The organism is Mycolicibacterium septicum DSM 44393 (genome assembly GCF_000455325.1).
Taxonomy (GTDB): domain Bacteria; phylum Actinomycetota; class Actinomycetes; order Mycobacteriales; family Mycobacteriaceae; genus Mycobacterium; species Mycobacterium septicum.
This window is the reverse complement of record NZ_HG322953.1, coordinates 361,355-369,823: the sequence shown is the minus strand read 5'-3', so window position 1 is coordinate 369,823 and position 8,469 is coordinate 361,355. Positions and strand designations below refer to the sequence as shown.

Here is an 8,469-nt window from a genome sequence, read left to right as displayed (position 1 = left end):
TGGGTCAGCCGGCGCGCGGGTTCGACCCCTGCAGGATCCAATTCCCATATGGCGCTGAGGAATTCGGTCTTCTTCTCGTTGAGCGTGCTGACCGTCGTGACCAGCCGCGAGCCGTCGGGCGACACCGCGAGTCCGGACACCCGGGGAAACGCGAGGTAGTCGTCGAGATCGTCAAACACCGTCATGACTCCCCACCGTAACGGCGCGGCCCGCACCGAAGCTCGGTACGGGCCGCGTGATGCGGGTCGGTCAGGACACCTTGATGACCTGTCCGGTGGCGTCGGTTCGCACCTGCTTGCTGCTGCGCTCCCCCTGGACGTTGATGAAGATGATGACGTTCGCGTCGAACGGGATGTTGCGCTTGATGCTCACCGTCTGGACCTTGCCGTCGGGGATCTCGCTGGCCGCCACTGCGCCGTCGATCGCCGCGACGATCGCGCTGGTGGGCACGTCGGTGGTGACGAACAGATTCTGCTGGAGGGCCTCGGTGTCGTCGTCGTAGTCGATGGGACGCGACGGTCCGACCGCGCCTGACGTGTAGCTCCATTCGTTCAGCTCGGTCGGCGCGTTCGGGTCGATCGCCTCGACCTTGAGCAGGCTGGGCGTGATGACGACGTCGACCACCTGCATCGGGTTGGCACCGACCTTCCCTGCGATCGCCGCATAGGCGTTGTCGATGCCCTCAGCGGTGAACAGGTTGCCCGAAACCGCTTCGGTGATCTTCTCGGTGCCCGAGGAGACGACCTTCTCGGCCGCCCCGGCAGCAGCGTCCCTGATCTCGGTCACCTTGGAGCAACCACTCAGTGCCGAGGCGGCAATCAGTGTGGCGCCGAGCGCGATACCGAAGCGGGTGAGTTTCATCGGGTCCTCTCATCTGTTCTGCCCCGGCACTTTCGGCACGGGGAACCTGCGTAAAGACTGTGCGAACGCTGGAAGGCTACCGATCCCAACTCCGGCCATGGTGAGTCACCTCACCCCGCCCGTTAGATTCGACCGATGGCGCAGTCCGTTCTGGTCGTCGGTGCCGGTATCACCGGCCTTGCCACCGCAGTCGCGTTGCAACGGCAGGGATATAAGGTCACCGTCCTCGAAACCCGCACCGACACCACGACGGGGGCGGGCATCAGCATCTGGCCCAACGCCCTGGCGGCGCTCGACGAGATCGGGCTCGGCGATGCGGTGCGCGGGTCCGGCGGACGGGTCACCGGCGGCGCGATGCGCTGGCACGACGGCACCTGGCTGCGGCGACCGACACCCGACCGGATGATCCGGGCGCTGGGCGAACCGCTGGTGGTGATCCACCGGACGACGTTGACCGAGATCCTCACGTCGGCGCTGCACCCGGGCACTGTCGAATACGGGGTCGCGGTGCAGTCGCTCGACGACCACGACGGCGGCGTGCGTGTTCGGTTGTCCGACGGATCCGAGAGAGAGGCCACCGCGGTGATCGGCGCCGACGGAGTGGATTCCGTGGTGGCACGTCACCTCAACGGCCCGCTGGAACGTCGCTACGCCGGGTACACGGCCTGGCGCGGCGTCGCCGACTGCACCATCGACCCCGAACTCTCGGGCGAGACGATGGCCCCCGGGATGGAAGCCGGCCACGTGCCGCTCGGTACCGATCACACTTACTGGTTCGCCACCCAGCGGGCTCCGCATGGACACACCAACGACGACGGGGAGCTGACCCACCTCCAACGCATCTTCGGCAGCTGGGCCGACCCCATCCCGGCGGTGCTCGCCGCCACCGATCCCGCACAGGTGCTGCGCAACGACCTCTACGACCGCACCCCGGCGCGGCGATGGGCGCGGGGACCGGTGGTGATCGCCGGGGACGCCGCGCATCCGATGCGCCCGCATCTGGGCCAGGGCGGATGCCAGGGGCTCGAGGACGCGGCGACGCTGGCCGGCCTCGCCGTCCGGGAGCCGGATCTGCCGACCGCCTTCGCCCGCTTCGCGGCCCTGCGCCGGAAGAGGGTCATGCGGATCGTGCGGGAGTCACAGTTGATCGGCCGGGTCGTGAACCTGCGCCCGCCGGCGCTCAGCGCCGCGGCCACCCGGGCGACCGTTGTCGTGCCTGAATACGTATTGACCCGGCACCTGGCCTCGATCGCCGCTCGCGGGGCATTCACCCCGGTGCGCTGAGCTCAGTGCGGCACGCCGAAGGCTCCGAGCGGATCCAGGAAGGTCGTGCAGATCCGGCGTAGGTCAAAGATTCCCAACACCGAACCGGGGCGCACAGCCTGGCAGCCGGTCGGCGCACTGGGAGTCGCCCAGCCCGCCGGCGTTCCGCCCCGGACGCCGCACTTTGGCCAGGCCCCGATCCCCTGGGTCGCCAGGACGTTCTCGGCCACCCTTATCTGCTCCTCGCGGGACGCGGTGGCAGGCGATCCGATTCCGCCGTGCGAGGCCCAGGTGGCTGGTTTGAACTGCAGGCCCCCGTAGTGACCGTTGCCGGTGTCGATGGACCAGTTGCCGCCCGATTCGCAGTCGGCGATCGCATCCCAGTTCACGGTGTCCGCACCAGCGGTCGCCGTCGAGGCGAACATGGGTGCCAGCATGAGGCCCGCCGACGTCGCAGCAAGCCAGAAAGCCCTGGTTAACGCCCTTCGTTTGGTCATCTCACGGCCCTTCCCCGACCTTTGACACCAAGGACCGCTGCAGATGCCGATCACGTTCGTGCAACTGTGCGGTCACTAATGGGTTCGTGTGACCAACGTCACGCGTTACAGAGGGGGCAGAAGTTTTTTCGGAGGTTGCCGAGGCTGGAGCAACCGGAGGGCCTCCTGAGGAAACAGAAGCGGCGCCGGGCAGAGGCCCGGCGCCGCTTCGTATCAAGTTGTCAGTAGCTCACGTTATGAGCAGCCCTGTACTAGCCGCGCTTGCCGCACACCGGCCAGGCGCCGATGCCCTGGGAGCGCAGCACGTTCTCAGCGACCCGGATCTGCTCGGAGCGCGAGGCCTGGTGGGGCGAACCCGAGCCACCGTTGGCGCGCCAGGTGCCCATGTTGAACTGCAGGCCACCGTAGTACCCGTTACCGGTGTTGATCGCCCAGTTGCCACCCGACTCACAGGCAGCGACGGCGTCCCAGTTGACGCTGTCCGCATTGGCGGTACCGGCACCCAGTGCCACGGGAGCCACAGCGAGCGCTCCAGCAATGATGCCCAGCCCAAACGTCTTGCGGATGTTCTTCACTTCGTTCCTCTCGCCAAGCGCGCGCCAAACAGCACCCGCCAGGCGGGTGCGGAAGCCTGAATCCAGGCCGGAGGGGTTGGTTCGCGCCGTCTCGGTCAGGCACGAAAGGGAGGGCCACAGTGCCCGGCCCGGGATCAGACCCAGGCCCCCGCGTCGGGCGTAATCGCCACTGCGGCCCCACTCACACGCAGGTTCTTGGTGTTGAAATTATTTGCTCCCTGTGGAGACGCTTTGGACCGTACAAAGGTCTCGGAGAGAAGTCACCTCGATGTAGAAGCGATCGCGGAAAGATCACGGACAGATAACGAGATGCTGAACGAATCGTTTGTGCAGGTCAGCGACGGATGGCGGTCGTTACCGTTTCGTGATCGGCGCAAACGAAAAGTGAGGCAGATCACGCACTTTTTGTGAACTGGCCCACTTGATTCAGGTGCGTTATCGCGGGCAAACAACGCTTGGGACAACAAAACCGCTGGTAGATGCCATCGACGAGTGTCACAACGTGCCGCACCAAGCGAATCTGTTCGCTACAGACACCCGACTCCCCGAGCCCGGGCCGGCGTCGGATCATCTTGGCACACAAGGGATATCGATCCAGTCGGTCACCGCGGACCGACCGAACCGCCCCGCGTCCGACACCCGCAGAGTCGGTAGCTGACTCACCAAACCGACTGAGCTACAAGTCATTTCATCATTGCTACTCGAATCGTCAGTCATCCCGGCCAACCCTGCGGCACGAATCCGAATCGCCCGGATCTGACAAACCGAACGGTCAGGGGTCTTTTGGCACAAACTTAGACACACTGAACACATGCCCCAGCGAATAGCGAGCGAAGTTCCCGCATTGCGCAACAACTCGAATGATCATGAACGCCAGTGACTTTCGCGTACACCCGCGGGCCATCTGCGGATGACGTTTTCCGAATTGATGCGACTTCCAGGGGCTCAAATACGGTGAAATAACCAGTCAATTATCTCGGTACGATAAATGCAGCCCAGTTGCCGCGCTAATTCGCAATTTGCTGAGATTTATCCGTCACGCAACTCTGCTCAGGGCAGATCGGCCGCGGTGTTGACGTTGGTCAGCGCGCGCTGCGGTGCCATCACGATGCGTTGCGTATCGACGGACTCGGCCAGCGCCCGCATGCTGCGCCGGCCGTCGCGCACCAGATCGGCGATCCGCCCGGCGAGCGCACTGCGGTAGATCCCCGCCAGGTAGTGGTCCCTGCCGTCCCACGGCAACACGATATCGGCAGGTGACCGCTCCGCAGAGGCCAACAGGGTGTCGATCAGCTCCGACGACAGATACGGCATGTCCACGGCGCAGACGAAGGCGCGGTCCAGGCCGGCCTCCGCTACGGCACGCAGTCCGCGACCAGTCGCCACCAGCGGCCCGACTCCACGCACCTCGTCACGGAGCACCTCGGCGCTCAGCGCGGGCAGTGGCTGGCCCGGCGCTGCGATCACGAAGACCGGTGAACAGCGCCTACTCACTGCGGCGACCACATGCTCGACCATCGTCGAGCCGTCGAACGGCAGCGTCGCCTTGTCGCGCCCCATACGGCGCGAAGCCCCGCCCGCCAGAACTACGGCGGCGAGCGGGGCTGTGCTCAGGTTGTCTTGGTCAGCGGGGTCAGTCGACGGTCCAGGTGTCTTTGCCACGCAGCAAGGATTGCAGAGCCGCGGTGTCATGAGGCTTGGATTCGATGGCCGTGTTGACCTGCTGGCGCGCGGCGTCGTCGTACGTGGGCCGACTGACCTTGCGGAAGATCCCCATCACCATGTGATCGAGGTTCTGCTCGCTCAGCCGCGACAGCGCGAATGCGTAGGCAGGGTCATCGATCTCGGCGTTGTGCACCACGATGTCGGCGGCCGCGACGTCGGCGGTCTTGGCGACCTCCAGGCCGAACCCGGACTTGACCACGCAGTACTCGCCATCGGTACCGAACTTGATCGGCTCGCCGTGGGTGACGTTGATCAGCCGTTCCTCGGCGCCTTCCTTGCGGAGCGCGTCGAACGATCCGTCGTTGAAGATCGGGCAGTCCTGCATGATCTCCACCAGCGCGGCACCGCGGTGCTCGGCCGCGCCGCGCAGCACCTCGGACAGACCCTTGCGGTCGGAGTCCAGCGCGCGGCCGACGAACGTGGCCTCCGCTCCCAGCGCCAGCGACACCGGGTTGAACGGGTAGTCCAGCGAGCCCATCGGAGTCGACTTGGTCACCTTGCCGACCTCGGAGGTCGGCGAGTACTGACCCTTGGTCAGGCCGTAGATCCGGTTGTTGAACAGCAGGATCGTGAGGTTGACGTTGCGGCGCAACGCGTGGATCAGGTGGTTACCACCGATCGACAGCGAGTCACCGTCACCGGTGACGACCCACACCGACAGGTCAGGACGGGCCAGGGCCAGGCCGGTGGCGATGGTGGGGGCGCGACCGTGGATCGAGTGGAAGCCGTAGGTCTCCAGGTAGTACGGGAACCGGCTGGAGCAGCCGATACCGCTGATGAACGCGATGTTCTCGCGCTTGAGGCCCAACTCCGGCAGGAAGTTGCGGATGGTGTTGAGGATGACGTAGTCGCCGCAACCCGGGCACCACCGGACCTCCTGGTCACTGGTGAAGTCCTTGCCCTTCTGCGGCTGGTCGGTGGTGGGCACCAGGGCGTTCTTGGTCAGTCCCGCCTCTGTCAGCCCCAGGTCTGCGCCGATCAGATCAGTCATGCGTTCGCTCCCACACCGCTCGCCTCAACCTCAATCGTGGCCGCCGCCAACCGGGCGAACTTGGCCTTGTCACTTTCCTTCTCACCGAGTGTGCCGTCCAGGGCCGCATCGATGATGCCTTCGACCTCGTCGGCGAGGAAGGCCATGCCCTCCACCTTGGTCACCGACTGGACGTCGACCAGGTACTTGCCGCGCAGCAGCAGCGCCAGCTGGCCCAGGTTCATCTCCGGCACCACCACGTTCGGGTAGCGACGCAGTACCTCACCGAGGTTGGCCGGGAAGGGGTTGAGGTGGCGCAGATGGGCCTGGGCCACCTTGATGCCCTTGCGCCGGGCGCGCCGGCAGGCCTCGCCGATCGGGCCGTAGCTGCTCCCCCAGCCCAGCATCAGCAGTTCGGCGTCGCCGGTGGGGTCGTCGACCTCCAGATCGGGCACCTTGATGCCGGCGATCTTCTCCTGGCGCAACCGCACCATGAGGTCGTGGTTCTTGGGCTCGTACGAGATGTTTCCCGAGCCGTTGGCGGCCTCAAGGCCACCGATCCGGTGCTCCAGGCCCGGAGTGCCGGGCACCGCGAACTGACGGGCCAGGGTCTCGGGGTCACGCGCGTAGGGAGCGAACGGCTCGCCGGACTTGGCGAACGTGTGCTCGATCGGCGGGTAGGTGCTGATATCCGGGATCTGCCAGGGCTCAGAGCCGTTGGCGACCGCACCGTCGGACAGGATGATGACCGGGGTGTGGTAGTCGATCGCGATCCGCGAGGCCTCCACGGCGATGTCGAAGCAGTCCGACGGCGACTTCGGGGCCAGGATCGCGACCGGCGATTCCCCGTTGCGGCCGAACAGCGCCTGCAGCAGGTCGGCCTGCTCGGTCTTGGTCGGCAGACCCGTCGACGGGCCACCGCGCTGCACGTCGACGATGAGCAGCGGCAGTTCGGTCATCACGGCCAGGCCGATCGCCTCGGACTTGAGCGAGACACCCGGGCCCGAGGTGCTGGTGACACCCAGCGCGCCGCCATAGGAGGCGCCGATGGCCGCGCCGATGCCGGCGATCTCGTCCTCGGCCTGGAAGGTCAGCACGTTGAAGTTCTTGTGCTTGGACAGTTCGTGGAGGATGTCCGACGCCGGGGTGATCGGGTAGGTGCCCAGCACCACCTGGATCTGCGCCAGATGTCCGGCGGCCACGATGCCGTAGGCGAGCGCGGTGTTACCCGAGATCTGACGGTATTCACCCGACTTCAGCTTGGCCGGCGACACCTCGTAGGTGGTGGCGAATGCCTCGGTGGTCTCGCCGTAGTTCCAGCCGGCCTTCAATGCCAGGACGTTGGCCTCGGCCACGTCGGGCTTGCGGGAGAACTTCTCCCGGATGAATGCCTCGCTGTGCTCGAGCTCGCGGCCGTACATCCACGACAGCAGGCCGAGGGCGAACATGTTCTTGGCGCGCTGGCCGTCCTTCTTCGTGGCACCGATCACTTCGACGGCGCCCAGGGTCAGCGTCGTCATCGCGACGGACGTCACCACGTAGTCGGACAACGTGTCATCCTCTAGCGGATTGTTGTCGTATCCGACCTTTGCGAGGTTGCGCTTGGTGAACTCATCGGAGTTGGCGATGATCAGGCCGCCGCGGGGCAGATCCGACACGTTGGCCTTCAGAGCGGCCGGGTTCATCGCCACGAGCACGTCGGGACGGTCACCGGCGGTGAGGATGTCGTAGTCGGCGATCTGGATCTGGAACGACGACACACCGGGCAGGGTGCCCTGTGGCGCGCGGATCTCTGCCGGGTAATTCGGCTGGGTTGCCAGGTCGTTTCCGAACAGCGCAGCTTCAGAAGTGAAGCGGTCACCGGTCAGCTGCATACCGTCGCCGGAGTCACCGGCGAAGCGGATGACGACCTTCTCGAGCTTCTGCCGCGGCGCGGCGCCATTGCCGTTGCCGTTCTCACCCACGGCTACCGCCTTTCACACGTTCTTTGACCACGTCTTTCCGGGCCGCTGTCATGTGACGCGCCGCCGGATCGAACGTCCACCGAATTTTGATGTCACTACCAGTACCGATTATTGCACTGCTCTTAGGCTGCGCTTCACCGCGCCGTGCCCCGACACGCGGGTGGGTTCCCGCCGAAGGTGCTGTTCGTGGGCGTGAAGGAGGCCGATTTGAGACAGAACTGTGGTTTTCGTCACGTTTAGGAGAATGTCATTCTCTAAGGAAAAAGCTACTGGCCGGTAGCTCTCCGCTAGCACCGGCAAGCACAAACTTGACACCTGTCGAGTTTAGACCCCGACCTGCGGCTACGCCAGCCCGGGTGCCCCGGTGTGAACCCGCTTGTCCAGCTCTCCGGCCACCAGTTCGCTGGCCGCCTCCGCCGAGCGACGCGGATCATGGCCGGCCGCGCGATGCGCGACATAACAGGCGGTGAACATGTCGCCCGCCCCCGCGGTCTGGACATCCAGCACCCGCCAGGCGGCCGGCACGCGCTCCACCGCACCCTCTATATAGATGTCGCATCCCTCCGAGCCGTAGGTCACCAGGATCTCCGCGACGCCGAGTCGCTCCGCGCTCG

9 protein-coding genes are annotated in these 8,469 nt (G+C 65.6%); 1 reads left to right on the top strand and 8 read right to left on the bottom strand.

Annotated features, from left to right (window positions below):
• Together TX88_RS28650 and TX88_RS28645 are read right to left on the bottom strand one after the other, a co-directional pair.
• Nucleotides 1-185: hypothetical protein (locus tag TX88_RS28650; RefSeq protein WP_044522814.1), on the bottom strand; the 185-nt coding region annotated here is incomplete at its 3' end.
• Nucleotides 186-249: 64 nt separating this feature from the next.
• Nucleotides 250-861, bottom strand: a complete 612-nt coding sequence (locus TX88_RS28645) for a hypothetical protein (RefSeq protein WP_044522809.1) — start codon at nt 859-861, stop codon at nt 250-252.
• A gap of 135 nt (nt 862-996) precedes the next feature.
• Between TX88_RS28645 and TX88_RS28640 the strand changes: the two genes are divergently transcribed.
• The gene (locus tag TX88_RS28640; protein ID WP_044522807.1) at nt 997-2,145 is read left to right on the top strand and encodes an FAD-dependent oxidoreductase; all 1,149 of its coding nucleotides are present in this window, start codon (nt 997-999) and stop codon (nt 2,143-2,145) included.
• Between the two features lie 2 nt (nt 2,146-2,147).
• On the opposite strand, the gene TX88_RS28635 is transcribed toward TX88_RS28640, so the two are convergent.
• From TX88_RS28635 to TX88_RS35420, 6 genes are all read right to left on the bottom strand, one after another.
• Nucleotides 2,148-2,621 carry a transglycosylase family protein gene (locus tag TX88_RS28635; RefSeq protein ID WP_044522804.1) on the bottom strand — a complete coding sequence of 158 codons (474 nt, stop codon included), beginning with the start codon at nt 2,619-2,621 and terminating at the stop codon, nt 2,148-2,150.
• Nucleotides 2,622-2,872: 251 nt separating this feature from the next.
• The gene (locus TX88_RS28630; protein WP_036449070.1) at nt 2,873-3,196 is read right to left on the bottom strand and encodes a transglycosylase family protein; all 324 of its coding nucleotides are present in this window, start codon (nt 3,194-3,196) and stop codon (nt 2,873-2,875) included.
• 1,050 nt (nt 3,197-4,246) lie between these two features.
• Complete coding sequence (mobA, locus tag TX88_RS28625) at nt 4,247-4,858, bottom strand: molybdenum cofactor guanylyltransferase (RefSeq protein WP_280113243.1); 612 nt, start codon at nt 4,856-4,858, stop codon at nt 4,247-4,249.
• Complete coding sequence (locus TX88_RS28620; RefSeq protein WP_044522770.1) at nt 4,830-5,912, bottom strand: 2-oxoacid:ferredoxin oxidoreductase subunit beta; 1,083 nt, start codon at nt 5,910-5,912, stop codon at nt 4,830-4,832. Before TX88_RS28620 ends, mobA begins: the two co-directional genes overlap by 29 nt.
• Nucleotides 5,909-7,855, bottom strand: a complete 1,947-nt coding sequence (locus TX88_RS28615) for a 2-oxoacid:acceptor oxidoreductase subunit alpha (RefSeq protein WP_044522767.1) — start codon at nt 7,853-7,855, stop codon at nt 5,909-5,911. Before TX88_RS28615 ends, TX88_RS28620 begins: the two co-directional genes overlap by 4 nt.
• Nucleotides 7,856-8,197: 342 nt before the next feature.
• Nucleotides 8,198-8,469: PfkB family carbohydrate kinase (locus TX88_RS35420; RefSeq protein WP_044522764.1), on the bottom strand; the 272-nt coding region annotated here is incomplete at its 5' end.

Excerpts from the sequence above, each read along its gene's own strand:
- TX88_RS28645 (WP_044522809.1), bottom strand. The coding sequence starts at position 861 with ATGAAACTCACCCGCTTCGGTATCGCGCTCGGCGCCACACTGATTGCC.
- TX88_RS28640 (WP_044522807.1), top strand. The coding sequence starts at position 997 with ATGGCGCAGTCCGTTCTGGTCGTCGGTGCCGGTATCACCGGCCTTGCC.
- TX88_RS28635 (WP_044522804.1), bottom strand. The coding sequence starts at position 2,621 with ATGACCAAACGAAGGGCGTTAACCAGGGCTTTCTGGCTTGCTGCGACG.
- TX88_RS28620 (WP_044522770.1), bottom strand. The coding sequence starts at position 5,912 with ATGACTGATCTGATCGGCGCAGACCTGGGGCTGACAGAGGCGGGACTG.